At 55.7% G+C, this 25,868-nt stretch carries 21 protein-coding genes; 5 read left to right on the forward strand and 16 right to left on the reverse strand.

Annotation, left to right across the window (positions count from 1 at the left end):
• Positions 1-36: 36 nt before the first annotated feature.
• Both OSO_RS51715 and OSO_RS0107770 read right to left on the reverse strand, forming a co-directional pair.
• Entirely contained in the window at positions 37-1,047 is a 1,011-nt protein-coding gene (locus OSO_RS51715) for an SRPBCC family protein (protein ID WP_010582868.1), read from the reverse strand.
• Positions 1,025-1,381, reverse strand: a complete 357-nt coding sequence (locus OSO_RS0107770) for an ArsR/SmtB family transcription factor (RefSeq protein ID WP_010582869.1) — start codon at positions 1,379-1,381, stop codon at positions 1,025-1,027. Before OSO_RS0107770 ends, OSO_RS51715 begins: the two co-directional genes overlap by 23 nt.
• A gap of 276 nt (positions 1,382-1,657) precedes the next feature.
• Here OSO_RS0107770 and hslU point away from each other — a divergent pair, with 276 nt between their 5' ends.
• A complete protein-coding gene (gene hslU, locus OSO_RS0107780) occupies positions 1,658-3,022 on the forward strand; it encodes an ATP-dependent protease ATPase subunit HslU (RefSeq protein ID WP_010582870.1) in 1,365 nt (454 codons plus the stop codon).
• Between the two features lie 166 nt (positions 3,023-3,188).
• Here the strand turns inward: hslU and OSO_RS0107785 are convergent, their stop codons facing one another.
• The 6 genes from OSO_RS0107785 to OSO_RS0107825 all read right to left on the reverse strand — a co-directional run bounded on the left by OSO_RS0107785 (position 3,189) and on the right by OSO_RS0107825 (position 7,731).
• Entirely contained in the window at positions 3,189-3,722 is a 534-nt protein-coding gene (locus tag OSO_RS0107785; RefSeq protein WP_010582871.1) for a tetratricopeptide repeat protein, read from the reverse strand.
• 65 nt (positions 3,723-3,787) lie between these two features.
• On the reverse strand, positions 3,788-4,564 hold the full coding sequence (locus tag OSO_RS0107790; RefSeq protein ID WP_010582872.1) for a 3-keto-disaccharide hydrolase: 777 nt from the start codon (positions 4,562-4,564) through the stop codon (positions 3,788-3,790).
• 154 nt (positions 4,565-4,718) lie between these two features.
• Positions 4,719-5,342, reverse strand: a complete 624-nt coding sequence (ruvA, locus tag OSO_RS0107795) for a Holliday junction branch migration protein RuvA (RefSeq protein ID WP_010582873.1) — start codon at positions 5,340-5,342, stop codon at positions 4,719-4,721.
• Between the two features lie 225 nt (positions 5,343-5,567).
• The gene (gene ispD / locus OSO_RS0107805; protein ID WP_010582874.1) at positions 5,568-6,299 is read right to left on the reverse strand and encodes a 2-C-methyl-D-erythritol 4-phosphate cytidylyltransferase; all 732 of its coding nucleotides are present in this window, start codon (positions 6,297-6,299) and stop codon (positions 5,568-5,570) included.
• Positions 6,300-6,609: 310 nt separating this feature from the next.
• Complete coding sequence (locus tag OSO_RS0107815) at positions 6,610-7,056, reverse strand: hypothetical protein (protein ID WP_010582875.1); 447 nt, start codon at positions 7,054-7,056, stop codon at positions 6,610-6,612.
• A 249-nt stretch (positions 7,057-7,305) separates the two neighbouring features.
• Positions 7,306-7,731 (reverse strand): hypothetical protein, encoded by a 426-nt coding sequence (locus OSO_RS0107825; RefSeq protein ID WP_010582876.1) that lies wholly within the window; start codon positions 7,729-7,731, stop codon positions 7,306-7,308.
• Positions 7,732-8,134: 403 nt separating this feature from the next.
• Here OSO_RS0107825 and OSO_RS0107835 point away from each other — a divergent pair, with 403 nt between their 5' ends.
• Positions 8,135-8,920, forward strand: a complete 786-nt coding sequence (locus tag OSO_RS0107835) for a DUF3050 domain-containing protein (protein WP_010582878.1) — start codon at positions 8,135-8,137, stop codon at positions 8,918-8,920.
• A gap of 138 nt (positions 8,921-9,058) precedes the next feature.
• On the opposite strand, the gene OSO_RS0107840 is transcribed toward OSO_RS0107835, so the two are convergent.
• The 3 genes from OSO_RS0107840 to floA form a co-directional block, all read right to left on the reverse strand.
• On the reverse strand, positions 9,059-10,192 hold the full coding sequence (locus tag OSO_RS0107840; protein ID WP_010582879.1) for a glycosyltransferase family 4 protein: 1,134 nt from the start codon (positions 10,190-10,192) through the stop codon (positions 9,059-9,061).
• Positions 10,193-10,273: 81 nt separating this feature from the next.
• The gene (locus OSO_RS0107850) at positions 10,274-10,900 is read right to left on the reverse strand and encodes a hypothetical protein (protein WP_029246766.1); all 627 of its coding nucleotides are present in this window, start codon (positions 10,898-10,900) and stop codon (positions 10,274-10,276) included.
• A gap of 53 nt (positions 10,901-10,953) precedes the next feature.
• On the reverse strand, positions 10,954-11,985 hold the full coding sequence (gene floA / locus OSO_RS0107855) for a flotillin-like protein FloA (protein ID WP_010582881.1): 1,032 nt from the start codon (positions 11,983-11,985) through the stop codon (positions 10,954-10,956).
• A gap of 424 nt (positions 11,986-12,409) precedes the next feature.
• Here floA and rlmN point away from each other — a divergent pair, with 424 nt between their 5' ends.
• Positions 12,410-13,489 carry a dual-specificity RNA methyltransferase RlmN gene (rlmN, locus tag OSO_RS42625; RefSeq protein WP_010582882.1) on the forward strand — a complete coding sequence of 360 codons (1,080 nt, stop codon included), beginning with the start codon at positions 12,410-12,412 and terminating at the stop codon, positions 13,487-13,489.
• A 21-nt stretch (positions 13,490-13,510) separates the two neighbouring features.
• Here the strand turns inward: rlmN and OSO_RS0107865 are convergent, their stop codons facing one another.
• The 4 genes from OSO_RS0107865 to OSO_RS0107885 all read right to left on the reverse strand — a co-directional run bounded on the left by OSO_RS0107865 (position 13,511) and on the right by OSO_RS0107885 (position 21,817).
• Entirely contained in the window at positions 13,511-14,743 is a 1,233-nt protein-coding gene (locus tag OSO_RS0107865) for a M16 family metallopeptidase (protein WP_010582883.1), read from the reverse strand.
• A gap of 137 nt (positions 14,744-14,880) precedes the next feature.
• Positions 14,881-17,382: an excinuclease ABC subunit UvrA gene (locus OSO_RS0107870; protein WP_010582884.1), complete on the reverse strand. Its 2,502-nt coding sequence runs from the start codon at positions 17,380-17,382 to the stop codon at positions 14,881-14,883.
• 222 nt (positions 17,383-17,604) lie between these two features.
• A complete protein-coding gene (locus OSO_RS0107880) occupies positions 17,605-17,988 on the reverse strand; it encodes an ATP-dependent Clp protease adaptor ClpS (RefSeq protein WP_010582886.1) in 384 nt (127 codons plus the stop codon).
• Between the two features lie 175 nt (positions 17,989-18,163).
• Positions 18,164-21,817, reverse strand: a complete 3,654-nt coding sequence (locus tag OSO_RS0107885) for a hypothetical protein (RefSeq protein WP_010582887.1) — start codon at positions 21,815-21,817, stop codon at positions 18,164-18,166.
• A 231-nt stretch (positions 21,818-22,048) separates the two neighbouring features.
• Between OSO_RS0107885 and OSO_RS0107890 the strand changes: the two genes are divergently transcribed.
• Entirely contained in the window at positions 22,049-23,212 is a 1,164-nt protein-coding gene (locus tag OSO_RS0107890) for a 3-oxoacyl-ACP synthase III (RefSeq protein ID WP_010582888.1), read from the forward strand.
• 111 nt (positions 23,213-23,323) lie between these two features.
• Here the strand turns inward: OSO_RS0107890 and lexA are convergent, their stop codons facing one another.
• Positions 23,324-23,920: a transcriptional repressor LexA gene (gene lexA / locus OSO_RS0107895; protein ID WP_010582889.1), complete on the reverse strand. Its 597-nt coding sequence runs from the start codon at positions 23,918-23,920 to the stop codon at positions 23,324-23,326.
• 617 nt (positions 23,921-24,537) lie between these two features.
• Here lexA and OSO_RS0107905 point away from each other — a divergent pair.
• Positions 24,538-25,866, forward strand: a complete 1,329-nt coding sequence (locus OSO_RS0107905; protein ID WP_010582890.1) for an O-antigen ligase family protein — start codon at positions 24,538-24,540, stop codon at positions 25,864-25,866.
• Positions 25,867-25,868 lie beyond the last annotated feature (2 nt).

Raw genomic sequence — 25,868 nt, forward strand, 5'->3', positions numbered from 1 at the left:
TTGACGGGGCTTTGTACGAGACTTACGACACCCGCGTCAGACTTGTGTCTTGAGTTGATTCGAAAGCTCATCCAACATCCGTGACCAGCCTGAATCGACTCGGTCAACATAGTCCAACCACTTCGCCTCGATTTCGTGGGTCAAGGTCAGTTCACAACCATCGGCCCTCGGCTCGATCACGATCGAGACTCGCGAAGGCTTCTCGGATTTGTCGGTCGTGAAAGTAAAGGCCAACTGATTCGGACGATTGATTACGAGATACCGCCCAAAGTGCTCGGCCAACACATCTCCGCGTTTTTCCACAACGGTGAATTCGCCACCAATCCGTGCATCCATTTCAATCAGGACCATCACACCGCCGGGGGTGGCAAAGAGCCAACTTCCGACACCCGCCGGGTTCAGCCAGGCATCGAAGACAGTCTCCGCGCTTGCCGAAAAACGACGGCGAACCCTGACAAGCAAGGAACGACCACTGACCGTCGCGGCGGATTCTCGCGCGGTGCGCTCGAATGCGGGATTGGTCATCCGCACGATTTCCCCCTCGAGACGATCCAGACTTTCCGACCATCCTTGCTGCATGCCCATTTTCAGCATCGCATCTCGAATGGCTGCAGACTGGAATCGCGTCTGAATCGTCAGATGCGTTTTGCCATCCACATCCTCAAATGTCACCGACTGCACGAGCTGCCCCACCGGGTTGTCATCGCCTGGTTTCCGATTCGGCCTTATTAAGTCGTGCCATTCGGATGGATGCTCGGAAAGATCGAGCGTCATCACCAGTCGCTCCAGCTCAACAACTTGGAGAAACACACCCTTGATGGGATAATCAACGCCATCCGGTGCGCGCATGACAATTCGATGCTCGCCGCCAGGCCGCACATCCATTTCACAGACCGGATTTACAAAACCACGCGGTCCCCACCAGCGCACCAGATGCGCGGGATTCGTCCAGGCCTCGAAGACCATCTGTCGCGGGGCGGCGATGACGCGCGAGATTCGGAACTCGCATTCATCGGATCGGTCGTCAAGTTGCTTTCTTTCTACCAACTTTCTGATCCTTTTGCTGAAGGTCTTTCAGATAGTCATCCAGCCGATCCAGACGCTCTTCCCAGAACTTCTGGTAGTTGCCAATCCATGCGGCTGCGTCTTTGAGTGGTCCCGCCTGCAATTGGCACGGTCGCCACTGCGCATCGCGTCCCCGTGAAATGAGGCCCGCGCGTTCCAACACCTTCAGATGCTTCGAAATGCCGGGAAGTGACATTTTGAATGGTTGAGCAAGTTCCGTCACAGACGTTTCCCCCTTCGAAAGGCGCGCCAAAATCGCGCGTCGAGTTGGGTCGGCCAAGGCAGAAAACGTCGCGCTGAGAGTGTCTTGTGACATCGCAGTAAGCCAAAAAGTTAATTAACTGAACGGTAAATTATATCGCGACCGAGAGAATGTCAATTGGAACAACATGCCGGAATACCGACGATCGACGTTGGTGGCATCGGCCCACGCTGGTTGTGAAACATGGATCTGCCGTACCAGAATCGGTGTGGTCGGTCGAGACACTGGGTACACTGACGAGGCGGCTCTTGATTTTCAATTCATGAATGTCGAGAACTGATTCATGGGAACAACTGAGTTTTTTCACGACGGATTCAAGATCGTTTTATCATGCGCAATATGACACCGCGGCAAATTGTAGCGGAACTGGATCAACATATTGTCGGGCAAGACAAGGCCAAGCGCGCCGTCGCGATCGCACTGCGAAATCGCTGGCGTTGGCAGCAACTTCCCGAGGACGACCGTCGCGAGATTACTCCGAAAAACATCATCATGATCGGACCGACAGGGGTCGGAAAAACCGAGATCACCCGACGTCTGGCGAAGCTCATTGGTTCACCGTTCGTCAAAGTCGAGGCAACACGCTTCACAGAAGTCGGATATGTCGGCCGTGATGTCGAGAGCATGATTCGCGAATTGGTCGATGCGGCCATCAATCTGGTCAAACAAAAGCGTCGCGGCGAAGTCGAAACAGATGCCGTCAAGAATGTGGAAGAACGCCTGCTGGACCTGCTTGTCCCACACGAACCGCGCCCGATTCCGATTGAAGGAACCGCCGACGCCCAAGAGGCAGACGATCATGAGGCACGTCACGCGCGCACACGAGAGAAGTTCCGACAGATGCTGCGAAGCGGCGCTCTCGACGAACGCCAAGTCGAATTGACGATTGCCCAGCGAAAAATGCCGATGCAGGTCTTTTCAAATATGGGCCTCGAGCAGATGGATACAGACTTTCAGCAGATGTTCGAACGACTGATTCCCAAGCAAACCAAAGACCGCAAAGTCACTGTGAAAGAGGCCAAACGAATCCTGCTCGAACAGGAGACCGAGGCACTTCTGGACAAAGACGCCATTCATGACGAAGCCCTGCAACTTGCCGAAAGCAGCGGAATTGTGTTCCTGGACGAGATCGACAAGATTTGTACTTCAGGCGAAGGAGGCCGCGGCAGCACCGACGTAAGCCGTCAGGGAGTGCAGCGAGACCTGCTGCCGATCGTGGAAGGCGCAACTGTCAACACTCGATATGGGTCACTGAAGACAGACCATATCCTGTTCATCGCGGCGGGGGCATTTCATTCGTCCAGGCCCGCGGATCTGATGCCAGAACTGCAAGGGCGATTTCCCATTCGTGTCGAATTGGATGAACTGACACGATTCGATTTTCTGCGAATCCTGACCGAGCCGTCTGCTTCGATCACACGGCAGTACCAGCAGTTGCTGGGGGTGGATGGAATGCAGATCACATTCACTGAAGAAGGACTCGAAGAAATCGCCGAAGTCGCCTGGCGTGTGAATCAGTCCACCCAGAATATCGGCGCTCGTCGGCTGCACACGATCATGGAACGACTGCTCGAACGGTTGAGCTTTGAAGGTCCTGATTCAACCGTGACGTCGATTGAGATTGATCGGCCCTTCGTCAAACGGCAACTCGAGGAAATCAGTCGGGATGAAGATCTGAGTAAGTTCATCCTGTAGGTTTTTCGCGCTCGTCAAGAACTCCACAGCCAAGCCCGCCCCACAGCCAAGAGTTCGACGGCCGAGATCGCGCTCGCCAGGGCAGCACTTGCGCGTTCCGAAAAGCCGCATTGCCAACCGACGCCGAAAGGAAAATTCCCGGAGCGGCAAACCGAAGGCCATCGCGTCACGCCTTTTGACTGCTGATCAACTCCAGCAAATGCTGAAAATCAACATCGTGACGCAAGAGATCAAAATCGGATTCATTCGGGATCTGACTGAGCAGCTTATGATCGTGATCCATTCGCAAGGATCGCCCCAACCACGAGAGTGCATTTTCTTTTTCACCGGCCAACGCGTAGTAGCAAGCCAGATTGTAGAGCACGACGGGTTCCATCTTGTGGAACTGATACGCCAGCTTCATCGTGTCGATCGCCTGGGCAAGCTGATCGATCCGCTTGAAACACCAGGCCATCCCCATCAAGGCCGTCAATTCGGTCGGACTACAGAGATGGGCCTTTCGAAAGGCGTCAAGCGCCAATCGATGCTCCAGCTTCATCCTCAACGCTTCGCCCCGGAAGATCCAGATACCAAACAGGTCGAGCGATGGATCAGCAATGGCGTCTAGCTCTCGCAGTGCGTGGTCGGGCATCCCCAGTGCGAGATACCCTTCCGCAGCTCTGATCTGACGCGCACGAACTTTGTCGGGATTGATCGGCATGCAAAAACCCAACCCAGGATGTCAACCGATGTCGGTTGTACCAATGTCAACGTGTCCCGTCCACGTTATTTGATTTCGAGAATGCGGATGTTCTTGAATTCGACCCACATCGGCTTGCCGGCGTGCAATTGCAAGGCCAGGATTCCGTCCGTCAGTGCCAGATCGGGTTCGTGATCTTCGAAGGCCATGATCAGCCGACCGTTTAAATAATGTCGAACGCGATGCCCTTCACCAATGATCACGACATCATTCCAATCGTCGAGCTTGAACAACTTCTGGAAAGCAGCTTCATCAATCAGATCCGACTTCTTGACGTGCTTTCCCTCTTTGTCCCAGACAATTTCTTCTCCGACCAGGCAGATGCGACCGCGTTTGCCCCCTTCGTCATACACGAAGCCCGACACATTCGGAAAATGAATCTCGTTGCGAATTTCGTGCTGATAACCACGGACCACCCATGCATTCTTCGCGCTGGCATCGGTGATGTGCTTCGACCGATATTGAATCCCTGAATTGTTCGTTGCGTTCGAACGAAACGACAATCGCAATTCGAAGTCTTTCGTACGGCCTTCTTTCCAAATGATGAACGTATTTCCGTTGGCAACGTTCGCTTCCGTCGTTTCACCGCGAAGCACGCCGTCCTTGACGCTCCAGAGGCGCGGATCGCCGTTCCAACCCGTCAAATCCTTGCCGTTGAAGAGCGACTGCATGCCAGCCGTTTCAGCAGGAGCCGTGACAGGAATGTCCGCCGCGGTCAAATTCGACAAAACACCAGCCACACACGAAACCAGCAGCAGAAGTTTGCGGATCATTGTCATCTCCGAAGTCACAGCGTTGCACATTGGAAACCCAGGCCGTTCGTTCACGGCAGGACGCTATCGTAGTCCGACCGTATTGTCTTTTCCCGTCCACAGGCTTCTTGGCCTGTTCGTGACAACTTCAGGAACGTGACAATTCAGGATGGAAGCGCCGAAGGATCTTTATCCCCGTTCGCTTTCAGCTCTTTTCCTGCTGGTAGATCGCCAGGATCACGTCTTCAACCGTTTTGAATTTCGTTTTTCCATCCGTGACAGCGTCGATCTTCTCACGCGCTTCGACCGAATTGAAACCCAGACTGATGAGTGCTTCGAGCGCTTCACCCAGTACACCCTTGTCCGCGATTTTGGCTTCCGGAAACTCTTTGGCAACCATCAGCGCAAACTTGGCCATTCGCCGCCGCAGCTTGGCAACAATTCGCTCGCTCATCGCTGGCCCGATTCCTGGCAGCAGGCTGAGTTCCTTCACGTTCTGCTCTTCGATCGCTTCGGCAACTTCTCGAACGGGGCGGACCATGGAGCGCAGAGTCTTCTTGACGCCCATGCCGTCCACGGAACAGACCAGTTCGAAGAATTCCAACTCCGCTTCACTCAGAAACCCGACCAGCCGTGGCGTCAGCCGCCCTTGCTGCGGGTTTCCTTCAAGATACTGGATCGTCTTCAGACTGACGTCGTGTCCCAACGACGCTTGAAGCTGTCGCCGGACAAACTCAGGGACAAAGACCTCATACTCGAACGCGCCAACGTCGATGCGCGCTTCTGCTTCCCCGAGTCGAACGAGCTTGCCTGTAATACGAGTGATCACGCACCATCCTCCGTGTGTTACCGTTCTAGCAGCCTGTTGAAGTAAGGGGGACAGGCACCTTGGCGGTCACGATGTCCTGGCGTTTTTTCATCCGGCCGGAGCCAGTCCCCGTTACTTCAACAGCCTGCTGGACCGCGATCATAGGGGACGTTCCATCAATTGACCAACGGACGGCAGGATACCGTCGACAACTGCGCAATTGACTCGCGGTCAATTCTGTTTGCGCTACAGACGCTCATCCTCGAATGGGTGCAGAAATCCCGGTAACTTTTCTTTCGGCAACGCGTCCAGCAGGTGCTCGGCGATTCGAAAATCTTCGGGAGTTGTGATTTTCAGATTGAGGGCCGATCCCGGCACAACCTGGACGGTCTTTCCAAATTGTTCGACGAGCTGCGCTTCGTCAGTTGGCTGAAGCCTTCCTCGTTTGGCATAGGCATCGATCAACAATTGGCGACGAAAGACTTGGGGCGTCTGTGCAGCCCACAGATGTTCGCGCGAGACCGTTTCGGTGATCTTCTGATTGGCATCGGTTCGCTTGAGGGTACTCGTGACGGGCGTTGCCAGAATGGCGGCGTCGGATTTTTCCACCGCTCTGAAGACTTGATCGATCCATTCCTTGACGATCAACGGTCGGGCCGCGTCGTGCACCGCGACGAAATCCACATCAGGCCGAACACGCTCCAACCCCTTGAGGACAGAATCCGCACGCTCGGCACCACCGGTAACGACCTCGATATCCATGAACGCGAGGTTCGGACGGAACTTCTCTTTGAACCATTCCAGATCGTCGGGCGAAATCACGAGGATTGTCTGCACGACGTCGGGCCGATGGACGAATTGCTCGGCAGTGCGAACCCAAACCGGGCGTCCCTTCAGTTCAACGAAGACCTTCTTTCGCTGTTGCGAATACCGGCTGCTTTTCCCAGCCGCGGGTAGGATCACGGCAAACTTTGACATCACGACCTGCCCAATCTAGATGGCTCGAACGAAATCGATCTCGATGCTCACGCCGCGATTTTAAGTAGGCCACTCAAAGAATCTAGTGTCTCCTCATGTCCCAAACCCTGGGGCTTCCAGCGTGAGACTCATCCAGCCCCGGCCACCGTACTGATATTTCTAGCCCTGGCAATGCGCTCGAGACAGAATGGAGATCACGGAAGTGACGAAGGCTGCAGTCCATTCCGTGCGGACATCAAAGAACGAAGCCGGCCGATTTCCAGGAAATCGGCCGGCCACTGTTTAACGTCAACAAGAAGAATCGAAGAGATTACTTCTTCTTGATTTCGAAGCCTTTTTCGAAGGCCTTGTCACTGAAGACCAACTCGGCCTGTGCGTCACCCTTGGCTTCGGCAACTTTGCCTTTGCAATTGTTGCAGCAGAACGTGACCTTCACGCCGCTGACTTCGACCCCGGTGTCTGCGTTCAACTTGCCACCCGATAGTGGGCACTTCACTTGCGTAAATTGACCGGTTGACACCAGTTGGGCGTTAGCCTTGGTGGCGTACTTCGCGCTGTCTTTGGTGAAAGCACCGGGGCAGTTGCCACAGCAGAAGTAGACCTTGGCACCCTTGTAGTCAGCAGTCTTGTCTTCGAGGGCAGGCTTGCCAGAGATTGGACAAGTTGCGCTGAACTTGGCCTTTTCGTCTGCGGCAAACGCCACCAACCCGACGGCAAACACGGCACAAAACAACACACTGAAACGGCGAATAGACATCTGGAAAACCTTTCGTAAAGTTCAAGACAGAACGTTGACCTGGCGCAAGATTTCACGTTTCGGTGATCTTCGCCAGAATGGACAATTCACACACGCAAACGGTGACTTGGATCACACACATGGTGATCCCGCGGATCTGCACAGCAGATTCATCAGTGCATCAAGGCGTGCCCCGCATGAATTGAACGGGATGTTGTGAACTCGATACAGAGACCTCAACACCCATCACACGGACGCGCCTACGCCCGGTTAGATATTCCAGCGGCAGAGCATGCTTCGCTCTGGCGGACCGAGTAAATGCATCGGCGGCGACTGATCGCCGATGGACGCCAGAACCGCCCCAAAATCGGGACGAATGTCTGCAGGGATGGGCAGCGCGACGAGATCTCGGCTCGAGTCGATTGCCACGCGCGATTTCGCTTCGATGACGGCAACGGGCGCAATCGCCAGTTTGCAGCGACACGGCGAGGTTGTGACCAGAGGCCGGTCCGAAGGTTTTCGACTGACCGCACGTACTGAAACCGCAGACTTCAGACGACAGCAGGAACGGACGGGAGCTTGCTGGCGTTGCTCCAATTGAGCCCGTCGAGCACAACAACAATCACGAAACAGCCCGGGCGGCAATAGCATTGCGGCCAGCAGCGGCAGAATCGAGATGAGTCGGACAGCCCACATAGGAGTCAGTCGCCTGGAATTCGGTACGAGCGAGTGGAACGAATCATAACCTCTTGATGCGTCGACGAAAAGAGCAGATCAACTTGAAACCGAAGGTTCTTGGAATCGAAACGAACCCATCGTCGCTAAGACGCATCGTCACGTTTTGCGTATCTTACCTGCATCACATCCCCCCAGAGTACCAGCAACAACCAGCCCAGCTTGATTTGCCCAAGCAACCGCCGTCAGCGCAGACTCAATTGTGCGTGGTCGCATGGGCGAATTGTCACTATAACACGACGAGGCATTTCGGATCGCCAGAGTGATTGATGTGGACCAGATCGAATCCTTGAAGCGAACCGGATTTCTTCCGTCGTTTCGATTCCCAATTTGCCGCGAACCAGTCCGTTGATGAAAGTGTTTGATGCCCTCGACCACGTCGACAATTCCTGAATCGGGCAACCACGCGGATCTGCCAACCTTACGAGTGGCACTGATCGATCATCCGCTTTACGACGCGGTTCAGACCGTTGACAACTTGCGTCTGTTCATGCGTGAGCATGTCTTCGCGGTTTGGGATTTCATGTCGCTATTGAAGCGATTGCAGCAAGTGGTGACCTGCTGCAATGTCCCCTGGATGCCCCCCGCCGATGCTTCGCTCGCCCGCTTCATCAATCAAATCGTCGTGGGCGAAGAATGCGACGAAGACGGGCGCGGCGGTTTTGCCAGCCACTTCGAACTGTACCTTTCGGCGATGGACGAAATTCAGGCGGACACCCAGCCCATTCGAGATTTCTTGACTCAAATCCGCCATGGAGCCCCGGCAGAGCAGGCATTACAAAAGGTGAACATCCTCGATTCGACCCGCGAGTTCGTTAGATTGACGCTACGACTGACGCATCAAGGCCAGCCGCATGAAGTCGCGGCCGCCTTTTTCTATGGTCGCGAGGACGTGATTCCCGACATGTTTTCGCGGCTTGTGAAGACCCTGACGCAATGTGGGTTCGGCGTCGAGCGGCTGGTTCACTACCTCGAGCGTCACATTGAATTGGATGCCAACGACCACGGTCCCCTCGCCCAGAAATTGGTACGATCGCTGTGTGCGAGCAACGCTGTGCGAGAACGTGAGGCCGAACAGGCAGCACGGGCGGCGATCTTGCAACGGATGGCACTCTGGGAAGGCATCTTGAAATCGATTCCGAGTTCGTGATGAGCCATAGCAAGCCGACTGAGGCACAAGCCACGACCAGCGGTGGCCACGGCCGACCAGCCCAATGAGATCAGGGAAACGGGCAACTTTGTGTTCATGAGGCCACTGAGTTTGGCTTCGGTACAGAATCGGGCCGCGCTACTTCAACAGACCGCCACTCAACGACAACGAACGCGATGAATTCTCGTCGAGTTCCGCAGAAAGAATCTCGTGATATAGAGCGACCGTCTTGGACACCATCTGATCGACGTTGAACTCTTTCATGACCTCTTCGCGTGCGGCACGGCCAATTCGTCGCGCCTCAACAGGATCGTCCAAAAGATCGATGATCCGCGTTGCCAGTGCTTCGCTGTTCGCGGGAGGAATCAATAACCCCGTTTCGGCATCGCGGACAACTCGGTACACCCCTCCTACGCGTGTCGCGATGACGGGCCGCCCCATTGCCATGGCCTGGAGCATAATTGTGCCGATCCCCTGCTGCAGCGAAGGCAAGCAGAAGATATCCATCGCTTCCAGCGCGTCGTCAAACTCGAGCAGATTTGGCACGAACGTCACGTGGTCTTGAATTTTCAGCTCGCACGCCAGTCGCCTGAGATTTGATTCCTCTGGCCCGGCCCCGGCAATCACGAACTCCACGTCTCGCCCGGTGGCGAGAACTCGCGCGGCGGCCCCCAAGAAGTAGGGAAAGCCTTTGACGGCTTCAAGCGGTCCGGCGGTCCCCACGACCGGCACACGATTCAGTTCGAGCACGCTGGTTTCATCGCACGACTCCACAGCATCGACGCCGCTATGAATCACCGAGATGAAATCGTCCGGCAGACCGGTGCGCTCGTGTAAGTCTGTTTTGACCGCTTCACTGACGGCAATAATCCGTCGACACCAACGCCGATCGATGATCAATCGCTCGTGTGGTTGCAGATAGTCGTGCACCGTCAGGATGAAAGGACGTTTCAGCTTCCTGGCGAGCCACATCCCCTGCCGCGCGGCGTTCCGCGCCTGGATATGGATCAAATCCGGCGGGTCGAGCTGAAACTGGCGTCGCATCATGCGCATCACCACTCCGCCCCAAACCGGCCAATTCAGATGTGAGAATTCACTGATGTGAAGTTCCCTGCGCCGTTCCGGCTCGACCTGTCGCGCATCAGGGCAAACCAAACTGCTGCGGATGCCATTCAACGGCAAACGCTCGGCCAGCCGCAATGAGTAGGCACAGCTTCCGCGAACGGTAAACGGGCCTGAGAAAAGCAGAATCGAGAGCTCAATCTCTGACATGCGAAGTGACTCGTCGGACCATGAATTCAATCGACACACTCGGGCGAACAAACGGATTGGCGTTCGTTCCACCCCAGTGCATCACAAATGACGAAGTCCTTTGGGGCGTTGAAGTACTTCATTCAATAAGATCGCCTGACGAACACCCTGCGGATTTTGCAGCACGGCAACCAAGGGATGAACAGGCAGGACGGTGAGCGCCGGCACTGCCAACCCCTTCCCCAAATCTTGCTGCACCGTCGCCGTGATTTCTTTTTGCACGGCCGCATCAACTCGATTACCCAGTTGATGCGTCCGAATCCCGTCCCCCAAATGGGCCGACGGTAAAGTCGCTTCGGTTGATCGCGGCATCGATCGAGCAGGTACGGGCGGCTTTTGAGCTCCCCGGGAACCGGCTTGATTAGGTTTTTGTCGCCTCTCATTCTGCGGCTTGGACTGCCGCGGCTGCGACGGCACTTTTTTCGCCTCAGGTGTTGCTTCCGATTTCGGCTTCCGCTTGTCGCCGGTCAATTCCTTCAACAACGTTTCGATCTCACTGCGACCGGTCTGTTGTGGCTTGGGATTTGGATTCTTCGGACGCGCGGCCGCGTTGGCCGAGTTCGATTGAATCACATTCACGAACCACCCCAGCACCGAAATCACCAGCACAATTGTACCGAAGACTTCCGTGAAGTCGAATTTTGCAGCCAGCAGTGGGAACACAGTCATTCCTCACGAGAAAACCTGAGACAAGAACAGTCCCCAAAACAACATGGGCGACGTCACTTCGAGATACTCGGTCCCGCAATCGTGTTTCTCATTTGTGTATCGGCCTGCACGTTTTTCAACTCAAAGTAGTCCATCAGTCCAAGCGTCCCTTTTCGGAATCCATCGGCGATCGCAACCGGAACTTCCGCTTCCGAGAGCACGACTTTCGCGCGATTTTCTTGAACGTGCGCCACCATCTCTTGTTCGCGGGCCGTGAAATCCGCTCGACGCTGTTCGGCCTTCGCCTGTGCAACCCGCATGTCGGCCTCGGCCTGATCCGCCGAAAGACGTGCTCCGATATTCTCGCCCACATCAATATCGGCGATATCAATCGAAACGATCTCAAACGCGGTTTGCGCTTCCAACCCCTGATTCAACACGGTCTGTGAGATCATCTCGGGGTTTTCAAGCACCAGCTTGTACGATTCTGTCGACCCGATTGCCTGCACAATCCCTTGCCCCACGCGTGCGACAATCGTTTCTTCTGTCGCACCGCCAATCAACTGATGGATGTTCGTCCGAACGGTCACGCGGGCCCGCGCCTTGAGCACGATTCCATCGCCCGCAACGGCGTCCAGCGTCATCTGGCCCTTACGAGTATCCGGGCAGTCGATCACTTTGGGATAAACACTGGTTCGAACCGCTTCCAGGATGTCGCGCCCCGCCAGATCAATTGCTTGAGCGGTCTGCCAGTCGAGGTCGATGTTGGCACGATTGGCCGCCACGAGTGCGCGAATCACATTCGGAACATTTCCACCCGCAAGATAGTGCGATTCCAAATCGCGCGTACTGACTTGATAGACTTCGGTCAGCCCTGCCTGCACCGCGATGATCTTCGCCCGGACGATCACCGCCGGATTGACCTTTCGAATCGACATCATCAACAGATGCCCCAGCGAAATGTCCGCTCCCGTCGCCAGGCACTGAATATACAGGCTGATGAAACGCGCGAAGATCGCGAAGAAAATCAACCCAATAATGCCGAAAAAGGCGATGATGATAAATGTCGTCATGACTTGAGATTGAGCGAGCAGCAATGCAGGCATCGACATGAAATCCTTCTATTGGCGATCATCACGACACGGAAATCGCAGCCAAGACCGCACCCCAACCGACCTGTGTCTCGACACGCAATTGTTGGCATCTGTTCAAAGTTCGGAAACCTATCGTACCCACTCCGTGCTCGTTCCGGAACGGGTGGCGGCCGAAAACCATGGCGAAAGGGCTTCGACACCACGTCTTGATCCTATCCGATGGAACTCAAAAACGAGAGCATCATGTTGAAATCGCCTTAGGTCAGTCGAATTCACCGCGCCGGGATTGAGATCGTCCGAATTGCCGACGGGAAAATTACTCTCTTGCGCACGGCCACACGCTTCGTTAAACTGAAGGATTGCTCCGCCGAACCCGGCGAGCGGCTATGAACATCCTCGACCACTGGTCGAGTCGCGACCTTTGACGAACGACCGAATGGCGAACCCAACTATTTCGACCGAGACAACCTCAAAACGACGCGTTTACGAACTCGATCTCGGGGGCTTGAGCGCCTGGTGTGAGTCACAGGGATTTCCCAAATATCGCGCCGAGCAAATTCGTCGCTGGATCTTCGGACATCGCGTCGACGACTTTTCCGCGATGCACGACATTCCCGCGGCGCTGCGAGCAGCACTGACAGCCGAGTTCTCACTATTTCCAGCGCGCGTGGCGAATCACCAAGTTGCAAACGACCGAACCGAGAAGCTGCTACTGGAACTCGGCGATGGGCAACTGATCGAATGCGTGCTGATGCGCGAGACCGATCGGCGAACCATCTGCATCTCGACCCAGGTCGGCTGCGCCATGGGCTGCGTTTTCTGCGCCAGCGGAATGCTCGGCCTGAAACGAAACCTGACGACGGGGGAAATCCTCGAACAGATCTTGCGTTTGGATCGCCTGCTGGCGAAAGGTGAACAGATCACAAATGTCGTCGTGATGGGAATTGGCGAGCCACTCGCCAATCTCAAATCGCTGGTTCCGGCGCTCGATACGTTGAACGAAAAAGGTGGACTGGGAATTGGTGCGCGCCGCATCACCATCTCGACGGTCGGACTTCCAGAAAAGATTCGCGAGTTGGCGAAACTCGGTAAACAATACAATCTGGCCGTCTCGCTACACGCCCCCAACGACGAATTGCGGAACCGCCTGGTGCCCGTCAACGACAAGATCGGCATCGATGCAATTCTGGCGGCAGCGGACGAGTACTTCGAGATCACCGGCCGGCGCGTCACGTACGAATACGTGCTGCTTTCGGGTGTGAACGATGAACCGTTCCACGCTCGACAACTTGCCAAACGGCTGCAGTCACGCATCGCACACGTGAATCTGATTCCCATGAACGGCGTGACCGAGCTTGAGTTTGTCGCCCCGACCGCCCCCCGCACCGATGAGTTCGTCCAAGTCTTGGAATCCTTCGGCATCCCCGCTACCGTCAGGAAACGCAAGGGCGCCGACATCGACGCTGCTTGCGGACAACTTCGACTGGCGAAAGAGCGTGAAAAAACTCCGTCCTGAGCGGACGCTTGGATGAGGATCTCAACTGACGAGTGGCTCGGGACCGATCGTCAGCACCGTGAAATCCTGAGCGGGATGCGCCTTCACGTAGTCCAGCACCGTCTGCGTGGTCAGAGCTTCAATCTTGGCACGGACCTCTTCCATTGTGACGATGCGTCCGAGATAGAACCAGTTCCGGGCAAGTGATCCTGCGCGTCCACCAGTCGATTCCTGTGCCATGATCAGCGAACTTTTTGCGCGTGCTTTGCACCGAGCAAGTTCCTCCTCTTCGATCCCCTCACCCAGTCGAACAAGCTCACGCAGCAACACATCCAGCGTTTCCTGCGCACGCTCGGACGTCGTCCCCGCATAACAAAGTACCTGCCCTTCCGACTTGATGGAATTCAGCGAGGCATACACCGAATAACACAAAGCGCGCTTCTCTCGAACTTCGGTGAACAGGCGGCTGCTCATGCCACCGCTCAAAACATTCACCGCGGCCCATGCCTGATAGTAATCATCTGCACCGTAGGGAACCGCGGGATAGCTGACGCCGATATGGGTTTGCGTCGATTCATGCGAAAGGTGATCGCGATAAACACCACGAGCGCCCGTCTTCAATACGATCTCGTTGGCGCCACTCCAATCTCCGAACGCCTCGTCCAGAATCGGCGCCAATTCCTCAAGCGTCACATTGCCAGCGATGCCGAGGATTGCGCCTTGTGGGCGAACGCAACGCCGAAACTGCTGGCGCACGGCATCAGGAGTAATCTGCTCCAAATCCTCGAGCGTCCCCTCGGCCGGTTTGCCCCATGGTGATGGAAAGCAACGCCGAACCAGTTCAAACATCACTTTCTGACGAGGTTCATCCTCGATCACCAGCAATGACTGCTCAACCCCCGCCATCACGGCTTCGAAGTCATCCTCGTTGAACAACGGATGACGGATCACTTCTCCGTAGAGTCGCAGCGCTGCGGGAAGATTCTCGGACAGGCACGCCCCACTGATCACCAGATGATTGAGAGATGCCGATTCGTGCGCCTGAATCCCAAGCCGATCGAACGCAGAAAGCAGCTCACGGCTGGACATCGATCCCGTCCCGCGCGTAATCCAATCTGCCAGCGCACTAGCGGTACCGTTTTGCCCCGCAGGATCAAAGGCACTTCCGGCGGGAATTAGTAGCGTGAATGCCGCCGAACGCACGGCAGGCATCGTTTCAACAAGCACGGTCAGCCCATTGCTGAGTGTCTTGTGATGAATTTCATGTCCGATCATAGATCCATCTTCAATGCAGCGAGGGAATCACTGTGGTGGGCGTCACACTGTGGTGAGCGTCACATGGTCCACATTGGTTTTCGCGCGAGTATGGCAGATGCGATCTTCAGCGGCAATCACCAGACGCCACCTCCGGCTTAACCCTTCGAACCGAACCGCCCCAGATCCAATACGGCGTCAGCGGAGGCGATCAATTCCGGCGATGTGTCCGCCACGATCACGGAATGTCCGCTGGCCAGCAGCTCACGGAAGCAGACAAGCAAGCGTTCGACGTCACGTGCGTGCAGCCCCAACGTCGGCTCATCACAGAGGATCAATGAGGCCCCTCGATGCGGAACCAGCAACCTCGACGCCAACTTCAAGCGCTGGGCCTCGCCCCCAGAGAGCGAATCGGAAGGCTGGCCGAGCACCAGATAGTCCAGCCCGATCTGTTGCAAGAACTGGATCCGACTTTGAATGCGCGGCTGGCTGCGAAAGAATACCGCCGCCTCGGCAACACTCATCGCCAGCACGTCCGCAATCGACCGACCGCGGTATTGGACCTCAAGAATCTCTGGTCGGTAGCGCGTTCCACCGCATTCTGGACAATTCATCGTGACGTCGGGCAAGAATTGCATGTCGAGCTTCAACAGCCCTGTCCCCAAACAACTACGACATCGCCCGCCCTGCGCGGAATTGAAACTAAACTGCTGGCCGGTGAAGCCTCGTTGCTTGGCGTCTTTCGTTGAGGCAAACGTCTGACGGATTTCATCAAACACGTTCAGCCAGGACGCAGGATTGCTGCGCGACGATTTCGTCAATGGTGATTGATCGACGAGCGCCACGTCGATCAGGTTGTCACCACCCGTCAGATCACACGTCCCCTGCGGAAAGACATCACAGGATTGACCCAGTCTTCGACAGATCGCAGGGTAGAGCACCTGTACGACAAGTGAGGTTTTTCCGCAGCCGCTGCGTCCCGTCACGACGCACAATTGCCCCAATGGAAACTCAATATCGATTTGACGTAACGTGTGATGCTCGATGTTTCGCAGGCAAAGCGCGTTGGACTTCGCTTTCCGCGACTTCTGCCGCTCTCTGCCAGAGGCCGCGATCTGCAACTCCGTCGCCGCCTGCTTTGGGGGGCGGGTCTCTCTCGATCCCGTCGCAGCGGAGGTCGCCAAGGGGAGCGGAGGGCCCTGATAGACGATCGATCCGCCAGTTGGCCCGGCACCGGGCCCCAACTCGATCACATGATCTGACGCCTCGACGAGTGCGATTGCATGATCGACCACAAGCACACTGTTGCGCAAAGACTGAAGCTGACGAAGCGCCTGGACCACGCATGGAATTTCTTCTGGAGTGAGCCCGGCACTTGGCTCATCGATTACGACCAAAGCGCCAGTGACGCGTGCTCCCAGGACGGCCGCGAGGGTTGCCCGACAGACTTCGCCGCAGGATAACGAATCCGCGGCCCGACCGAGTGTCAGATAGTTGAGACCAAGGCTTGCGATCACCGTCAATCGCTGCATGAGATCGCCGCGAATTCGCTCGGCCGACTGATGATGCCCCTGTGGATCAGCGTCGTTCAATCGAATCAAGAAGCTTAAAATCTGATCGGCCGTCATGCACAATAGGTCGGGAAGAAAGTGATCTCCCACTCGAACGGCGCGGGCCTCATCTCGAAGTCGCGATCCCGAACACGCAGAACATGTTACGGACTCCGATCCATCCTCACCCACCAATTGCCCTGTCCCCCGGCAATTCAGACATGCCCCAGTCGACAGTGGATTGAACAATCGTGGTTCGAGCGGCAAGAAGGTGCGCTGGCACGCGTCACACTCCAGACGACGGCTGAAGACAAGCATCTCCCAATGTCGGCCATCAATGATCTGCGATTCACCTGAAGGCGATTCCCGTGCTTCAACGAACAACCAGCATCGTCCTTCTCCTTCGCGAAACGCCGTTTCAGCGCTCTCGACAATTCGAGCGGCAGAAGATTTGCCGGCAATGAAGCGATCGACGATCAGACGTTTTTCAGCGGATTCAGGCCAGGCCGTCGACACGCTGAGGTCGTGCGTCACTCCTTCCCAGATCGCGCGTGAAAATCCTCGAGCCAGCCACCCTGCAGCCGTTTCAGGCGGTACGACATCGGGCGGCACAAATCCAAGCTGGCACCGTGTTCCCTCACCGAGTGTTTCAACCGCGGCGACAAGATCGGCGGGCGCCTTTGCACGGATTTCACGGCCACACCCAGGACAGATGATCTGCCCCTTCCGTGTATAAAGCAGACTCAGCCCGTCCAGCACATCCGCCAGCATTGCAAGTGACGTCCGCGGATCAGTTCGCCCGCCACGCCGACGATCGCCACGAACGGGGATCGCCACGGGAACATGCGCGATGCGATCGGCATCCGGTCGCTCGATCCGTTCTAGATGCCGACGTGCGGACACCGAGAAGCTCTCGATATACCGACGCTGCCCCTCTGCGAGGACTGTATCAAAGGCCAGACTGGTCTTGCCCGAACCGCTGACTCCCGTGACGACAACGAATTGATTCAGCGGAATATCGAGATCGAGACTCTTCAGATTATGGACACGCACGCCCCGCAGTTCGATCTGACGAACGGCAACAGCACGGGAAGCAAGTGGAGGTGCCATGAACGACATCGAACACAAATTCTATGAAGGCCCCTGCGGCGAATTTCCAGAAACCAATCGCGGGGACCATTCGAGATGCCGGGGTGGATCGCCAAATCGTATGGCACCGACACACGGCTCATCAACACGTCCGCACTGGGACGTGGGCACAAAGCGGCATGGGCACAAACTTCGTCGCGTCCGCAAACGTCGGAACGCCGTCATCGGGACGAATCGGCAGACCTAAGGCAGCGGCTCAATGTAACAACAGAGGGGAAACGTAACCGTACGTGACGAACTTATCTGGGGACCGAAATCCAGCAATTGATCGCGTTTGAGCTCGGCGACTTCCAACGATCCTTTCCATACGGCGGCAAGGCCCGTGTTATGAATTTCGTCGGCCAGACGATAGGACCGTTCCAGAGAATGTCCACAAATCCGCGTCAAAGCCTCGGCCACGTAGTCAAAGGTGTGAAATTCATCGTTGAGCACGATGACAGCGTACTGGGGCTGCCGTTTGGCCTGAGGTTTGCTTGAGGCAGGTTGGGAAGAGGGTTTCGACGTGGTCACGACGGTTTCATGCACCGGCTGAACACTGCCTTCCTTGGATTGGGTGTCGTTGATCATTCGGGGCCCTTCATGAAACTAATCACGAATCACAATTCACCAGACAATTCAATGTTCCTACCGAAACAGGTGTTAGATTGCAACGGAACAGGAAGCGAAGTGACCTTATGTTCACCACATTTATATTATGCCACCAAAACACTTCGGGAAATGAAATTTTTTCGAATTGTCAGCACTATTCTGATTTTCCCGCGCCAAGTCGTTCGTAGTAGCTTTTTACCAAGTCGCGATACCGCGTCGGGACAGGGTCTCGATCGACAGGAACCAGAGAATCGGGCGATTCGCGCTTGGCGATTTCATCGGCAAGACGCTGCTGCAGATCCAGCATCGGCTGATGAACGGAAGTCTTGACCAACTGCCAATTTGGGTTATTCGTGTGTCGCTTGAATTCCGCCCTGACACTGCGAGCCCGATCACGCACTTTTTGAACCTCGACCTGTAGTTGTGGATCGCTAATCATCGATTCCACATCGCGCAATCGTTCGTTGAACTCCGTGAACTGCCCGCCGGTCAGTGGGCCGCCGCCTTGTCCATTCCCCGCCGAACCACCTCCACCGGAATCCTGACCTCCACTGTCCTCTCGTCCGGGTGCGGGCCCTGAATTGGACGCGGCTTTCCCACTTCGTAAACCTGGCGCGCTTCGTCGAATCGAGGATTGCCCATCGGAATTGGCGTTCGGTGTCGTTGGCGCACTGGCATCTGATGAACGGCCCGCCGATTCCCCTCCGCCCGGCGCGTCCCCCGGCGACCCCGATTGAGGCGAATTCGGCTCTGCCGGCGTCTGACCATCGTTTGACTTCGCAGGTGATTCACCGGATGGCGCCCCGCTTCGCTCGCGCGATTCCGCAGGTGCGGTGGACCCGTTTCCCGCATTCGGAGCCGCCGCTGTTCCCGTTGTGTCAGCTTGAGCCTGGGACTGCTGCGATTGAATTTCTTTCTCAAGAGCCGCGGACAGTTCTGCCAGTTCGCGTCGTGCTCGTTTTAGGGATTCGACTTCATTTCCCAAAATCGATTCCGAGGCTTTTTCGATGCCATGATTGAGGTGCTCGATTCCCGCCAACGCCTGCTGCTCCGCTTTAGCAGCCTCGGGTAGGACGCCTTGCTTGATCAACTGTTCGGCTGCATTCATGGCCTGCTCCAACTTCATCTCACGCGTCGAACGAAGCGTGTCATAGAGTTGCTTCGACAGCAGAGGTTCGGACACCTCGGATTCTTCCACCACGTGCTTGGCCTTCTCAAGCAGATCGAGCGTACTGCGCCGATGCTCATGGAACTCCGATTGCAATTGAGATCGCTCTTGCGACTGTCGCAACGTTCGGCGTGATTCGTCACCCAATTGCTGCAGTTGCTGCGCAAGCTGTTTCTCTCGTTCGACCAGTTGCCGCGATTGATCTCGAAGTGTTCGCATCTCGTCTGCAAACTGTGCGGCTGTCGTCTGACGGAAGTCGTCATGCATTTGCTTCAGCTCGCGTTCGGCCCTGGTCCCCACATTGAGCGCCTGCGAGACCTGGCCTTCGCGCAGTTTTTCCGCAGTATCGACCATCCGCTGGCGAGTCTGCTCCAACTGATTCTTCGTTTCGGCAACCATTTCAGGCTGTGTCGACTTGTTCAGCCGATTCCGCAGTTCGTCCGCATCATGCAGCAACTGTTGTTGCTCTTCGCGAAGCCGTTTCAATTGCCGCTCAATCTCGTCACGTTCGGCCGCTTCTTTGGCATGCCGCATCTGCGACTCGAGTTCCTTCATTTGCTGATTGAGTCCGTCTTGTCGTCGAGCCAGTTCTTTCAGACGATCCAAAATCGCAAGTGCCTCTTTGTTGACGTTGGACTGTTCCTTTTTGACCCCGGCTTTTTCCGACTCATAGCGGTTTTCGCTTCTCTTCAATTCCAGGTCTGGCTTTTCTTCATTGTCCTGGCCGCTGCCATTCCCCTTCGACTGCTTCAAATAATGCTCTTTCGAGCGAAGCTTCAGCAACCCTTGATAGGCAGACCGTTCCGCTGCCACGGCTGGTTGAATCTCTGACAGCCGCTTTTCGCGGCGCGTTCGTTCCAGTTCGCGCCGTGCCGATTCCATGGCGTCGCCGATGGACGAAAGAATGGGCTGTAGCTGCGGCTGCGACATCGTTTCGCGAATCACCTGCAGTTTTTCGAGGGCTTCGTTCTGGCTGTCGAAGATCGTCGCCAGTTCGTCGTCGACCTTGGGTGACCATTCCCTTTGGGGGTTGCGCGCGGTATTCCAGGTCGCAACCACGATTTGCCGCTGCAGCTCAATCAGCTTGCCCAAGGAATCGGGCGGCTTTTGCGGACTCTGAACTTCGATGGCCGACTGCTGGTCGATCTGTCGGTAGATCTCATCAAATGACCGGACCTCGGCAAAGAACACGTCACTCGTCGTCTGCCGACGCTCGCCATCAGGACCGTGATCAATCGCATACAGGTAGTAAGTGACAAGTTCGTCGGGTTGCGTGCGAAACTCTTCAAGACGCTGAATGCTCGTCAGCTTGTGCTGCCGTCCACCCGCGAGACTTTGTCCCAACGGCGTGGTCACAGGTTCGTTCGTCGCCACTTGAAAAACAATTCCCGCTTCGAGAATCTCGAAGTCATCGATCGCCGATGCTTCAATCGAAATCTCTTCCAGCGGCGAAACCTTCAAGTCCTTTCCTGGAAAGGCGAGCTTCAAATCCGGCATGCGATTCGGAACAACATCAATGCGAAACTCTTCCGGATCGCGATTCTTACGGCCGGACGAATCGATCAGTTCCAACTTCAGGCGCATTCTTTTGGTCGGAATGAAGCGAGCTTCATAGAGTGTCGAATCAGACGCGGCGACCGCCATCTCCAGCGCGCTGTCGTCGGCAGCGATCAACCTTGCGGACGACAGCAATTTGTTCGTCCGGCATCGAATCGTGACGTCCGTTCCTTCGACAACTGTCGCTTCGAAGCCATCTTCGAGTGTCTTCGGGGACTGCCCGGTGTAGCTGGGGAACTGCAGGAGCAGGTCTGATCGGACGAGCGCCGGCAAGTCATAGACAGAGATCCGGAATTCCTCGGTCTGATGTCCGTCATAGTCAATGCGGTACTGCATGTCGTCCTGCACTGCGGGCAGACGTGTTGCAAAAATGGGATCGTCAAGACTTTTTACCAATGACGTTCGCTGCTCTGCGTTGTCGCCCTGCTTCCAGATCACTTGGACATCAGCGGGGATTTTCCCGCTGAACCGTGTCAAAACGAGTAGGCTTGTCCCGCGTTCCAGTTCGGCATTCCCAGGTTCAACCGTCAAGTTGGCGGCGTTATCTCCAGAGGTTGGCGCGATCTTCGATGAGAGCCGTGCCGATGCGGTATTTGAACTGAATTGGACGGACGCGACACCAATCGCCACGAACGCCGTCAGCGCGATCACCTGCCGAAAAAACGCCGTTTTCATCTGACGATCGGAAACCGCCTCCGCCCAGTCGTTGATACGAGAATGGTGAATTGCTTCCGAGACGACCTGCTGCTGAAGGACATTCATGCGTCCAGTGGCCAAATCGGGCGTCTGCTCTAGCGCGGCTAGCAGGCGAGAATTCAGTTCGGGAAACGTTTGTTCGATCCGTCGTGCGACATCCGTCCGCGACGTGGCGAGGAATCTCGATCTGATCCAGAACACGGTCGCCACCAGTCCGGCTGCAATGAACCAGACCACAAGTGGAATGAACGGCCGACCAACAAGTGCCCAGGCCAAAACCAGCAGCGACAGCACCATCCAGGACATCGTCAGGCGCTGCCACAACCACAGTCGCCCCAGGCGATGGGCGACGTTCAATAACTGCTGGCGAAGCTGCAACTCGGACATACAACAAACCTCCTGAAACGGAGTTCGAAGATTAGCGAGCCGCAGCGCGTTCGAAAACCGCGTCCCACAAGCATATCGCTCGACGAATCGTTCGTCACTCCGACAAATTGCGCAATCAGCAGGTTTTGACAACCACAGGGGGTATGACAGCCGCGCGTCGACCGGTTAGAGTACGAACTGGACAAATTGTAGACCGACCCTGGTTCTGTTCGCGGGCCGACAACCTGAAATATGAAATACTCGCGCGTTTATATCGATGCCATTGGTTACGAACTTGCTCCAGTCGTTGTCACATCCGCGGAAATTGAAGCGCGCCTGGAACCGCTCTACCAAAAGCTGAAGATCCCCAACGGACAGCTTGCGGCTTGGACGGGGATCAATGAACGGCGTTGGTGGCCTGCGGGGCATCGGCTGAGCGACGGCGCGACGGAGGCGGCACGTCGGGCGCTGGAGCACTCCAATGTCGCGGCAGAGGATATTGGAGTCTTGATCTATGCAGGCGTCTGCCGCGAACAATTCGAACCCGCAACAGCCTGCAGTGTCGCCGCCAATTTGACGATCAGCCCCGATGCGTCGGTCTTCGACGTCAGCAACGCCTGCCTGGGCGTATTGAATGGGATGGTCGATATTGCGAATCGCATCGAGTTGGGCCAGATTCGAGCAGGGATCGTTGTTTCCTGCGAAACAGCGCGTGAGATCATCGACTATTCGATTCAGCGTCTGCTGGAAGACATGACAATGGAAGCGTTCACGACATCCCTGGCCACCTTGACGGGTGGGTCGGGCGCTGTCGCGGTTCTGCTGACAGACGGATCATTTTCGCGCGAACGCTCACACCGATTGCTGGGTGGCGTGACCAAGGCGGCACCCGAACATCATGCGTTGTGCCGCTGGGGATTTGAATCGCTTCTGCCTGCCGCGATCAGCAAAGTTGACGCGATCCTGCCACCGTCCGTGACACACACCAAATTTGGCAGCCTGCTACCCAGTTTGGTTCAGGAGAAATTCACCGGGATGCTGCCAGCCCGCCTTTCGCACGCCTTCACGCAATTTATGCAGACCGATTCCATTAGCGTGCTGAAACACGGCGTGGATCTCGGAATGAGTACCTGGCGGTCATTTCTGACGAAGATCGGATTCTCGCCTGAACAGATCGACAAGGTCATTTGCCATCAAGTCGGCAAAGGCCACCGCGAACAGGTGTTGAGTGCCCTAGGAATCTCGCAAGATAAGGATTTTTGCACGTACCCGTACCTGGGCAACATCGGCACCGTGTCTTTGCCACTGACCGCCGCGATCGCGGACGAACGCGGATTTCTCAACAAGGGTGACCGCGTTGGATTTCTGGGGATTGGCAGCGGGCTGAACTGCCTGATGCTTGCCATCGACTGGTGACGATGGCAAGCCGACAGTTCCGGTTGAGAGTCCCACTCGAGAACGGAGATCGATGACACGAATTCATCTCGTCGGCGACCAGAGGTCGCCGGAGACGAGAAGTGCCACAGATCAGTATTGTCGGATGACGCCCACGACAATTCCGATCACCACAATTCGATTGACGAACTGCGGCGCATCGGTCTTGCGAGCCGATTCAAGCCGAATCCGGTGGCTTTCCTGATACAGGCGTTTCACACCTGTCGAACCGTCTTCGTAAACCACCACGGCCAGATCACCATCTCGGAACGTCGGCTGGCGATGTAGCACCAGCGTATCGCCCTCGACGATGTGATCTTCTTGCAGGCCGGTTCCCCGAATCCGCAGACAGCAGTGATCGGTCGAGCTGAACAATCCACTGAAGTCCAAGCGATCTTCAGGATTGCCCGCGGGAAAGACCTCACCAATCGTCAGTTGTCCGGCGAAGGGCAACTCGGTCAGCGGATGAGGAGGATTGGAGAGTTGAATGGCGCGTGACATGTGCGATTCACGCGAGATCATCCCCTTCTTCTCAAGCGCCTTCAGGTGACACATCACCCCATTCGGAGACTTGATTTCAAACTGCGTTCCAATCTCGCGGACAGTTGGTCCGTAACCGCGAGTCACAATCTTCTCGCGCAAGAAATCATAGATCTCTTGTTGACGGGAAGTCAGCGTTGGTTTGGTCATCTCGGTACCTTCATGATCAATCGAGTTCGAAAGGGCCTACCCTTTGGAATCCTCCCCCATTGCGATACTGTACTTACTCTCATGAAAAATCGCATCTTCAGGTTTTCAGGAAATACCTTAGTTCGCGATAATTAAAGGTAGCATTTAACACACCTTACGAAAAACTGAACAAAAACGCTTCAGACATTAAAGCATAAAGTCGCATCCCGTAAAAGCCACTTCTGTTCACCCTGTGACCCGACTTTAACGATTAGGCCGAATCGCCTGACGTGATCGGCGATCACGAGCACGCATGTATAGTACACATGGCGTCAAGTCGACACTGGGACTGCCCCGAGGATCGCTTCGGATGCAGGAAGCCATATCGAGATCTTTGAGAACCGAGCCACCACCATTCTCGATACAATCGGATTGATTGATATATCCGATTTCCGCCCTTCAAACGGCATTCGACGCGAGAACAGGGTAGACGATCAAAAGGGATCTGCCGCGGGTCATTGAACTGTGATCTATGTTGCATTTATGCATCGTGGACTTCTTGGGCCGGACGTTCTCGATTCTGAATCACCACGATTGACGAAGACCACCAGACGGCGGAAAGCTGGACGAGCGGAAGCATGCGCGATAAGTCGATCGCCAATTTGTGCTATTTTTTATTCACGCTGACGACGGCCACGTTGTTTTTGCGCCCGGCCGAACTGTTTATCTGGTTGGCCGACTGGCCGATCTACGAATCACTGATTTTGTCGACGCTGTTCCTCAGCCTTCAATCGATTCAAGGACACTTCAGTTGGTTTTATCTGCAACGGCAGCCGATCACGCTATGCGTTACGGCGGTGTTGCCTGCGATCATCGTTTCTCACCTGCAACACGTCTACATCGGTGGTGCGATCGAAGGGGCGACGCTGTTCGTTAAAACACTGATCTACTACGGACTTCTCGTGACGGTCGTCAATTCACCGTCGCGTCTGCGCGGATTCATGCTGGTGGTGGCGATGTGTGCCACGACCATGGTCATGTTGTGTGTCATAGACTTTTTTGAGATTGTCGACTTCGAATTTATTCAGCATCTCGATGACAACGACAGCGTGACGGACGAAGGCGAAGTCGTCACCGTCCTTCGGATGCGCGGCACGGGTATCTTTCAGGATCCCAACGATCTGGCTGCGGCCGTCATGCTCGCCGGAACCCTTTGTGCGTATTTTCTGACCGACAAATCTTTCGGCAGTTTGCGTTTCGGCTGGCTCATTCCACTTTCGATCTTGTTCACCGGCCTGATCTGCACCAAATCTCGAGGCGGATTACTTGCCTGTGGTGTTGCAGGATTGATGTACATCATTTGCCGCTACGGGGGAAAGGTGGCGACCGTCGCAGCCGTGGCGGGAGCTTGTGCCTTGCCGTTCGTCGCGAGCCGCCAAACCGAGGTCGACCTTGAAGAAGGAACCGGACAAGAACGAATTCAACTTTGGCGCGACGGATTCGATGCCCTGAAATCTCCCGACATTCTGTTTGGGATTGGACAGGGTGGCTACCCGGATGTTGCGGGACTGGTCGCCCATAACTCATTCATTCACGCGTACGTTGAACTCGGGATTGTCGGAGGCACTTTCTTTTTTGGTGGATTTTTCTTTGCGGCCATGCAGCTTTACCGGATGGTTCGGATTCCTGAAGAAATCGAGAATCCTGAGTTGTTGCGCATGCGACCGTTCATCGTGGCCCTGCTCGCAGGCTGGGCCACCGCACTCTGTTCGCTCTCGCGCTGCTACGTCGTGCCGACCTACCTGGTTCTCGGCACCTGTGCGTCTTATCTCAATCTGGTTTGGATTTACACCGATGCGGGCGAACCGCTCGTCATTTGGAACCGTGGACATCTGTTTCGCCTCGTTGTCGCGAGCGGATGCATGTTCACCGGTCTCTACGTTTTCACCGCGATTTTGGCTCGATAGGG

It is taken from the genome of Schlesneria paludicola DSM 18645 (assembly GCF_000255655.1).
GTDB lineage: Bacteria > Planctomycetota > Planctomycetia > Planctomycetales > Planctomycetaceae > Schlesneria > Schlesneria paludicola.